Below are 374 nucleotides of genomic sequence, written 5' to 3' on the forward strand. Positions count from 1 at the left end.
CCTTAAACGACACGTCATCTGACTGTCGGTAAGTGCTCACAATGAATTACCTGATCAAGCAAGAGTAACGACTGTTTGGGATTTATGCCCAATATTGCTCGGCAATGGGTCTGTAGCTCAGTTGGTTAGAGCGCACCCCTGATAAGGGTGAGGTCGGCAGTTCAAGTCTGCCCAGACCCACCATCTTCATAAGTTCAGCGAGTGCACGCCTTTGGTGTGGTGAAGATCGGTGAGCTCGCCGGGTAGCATCGGATTTGCCCAGGCCCATCGTTTGATAGCTGGTTCTGGTCAAGCATACCCGACAGGATATGGGGCCATAGCTCAGCTGGGAGAGCGCCTGCCTTGCACGCAGGAGGTCAGCGGTTCGATCCCGC

Annotated in this window: 1 tRNA gene; it reads left to right on the top strand. The window is 54.3% G+C overall.

The annotated features are described in order from the left end of the window. The first annotated feature begins 106 nt into the window (after nucleotides 1-106). Nucleotides 107-183: transfer RNA gene (locus C6W88_RS21285), tRNA-Ile, on the top strand. Nucleotides 184-374: the final 191 nt, after the last annotated feature.

This window comes from Halomonas litopenaei (assembly GCF_003045775.1).
In the GTDB taxonomy this organism is placed as follows: domain Bacteria; phylum Pseudomonadota; class Gammaproteobacteria; order Pseudomonadales; family Halomonadaceae; genus Halomonas; species Halomonas litopenaei.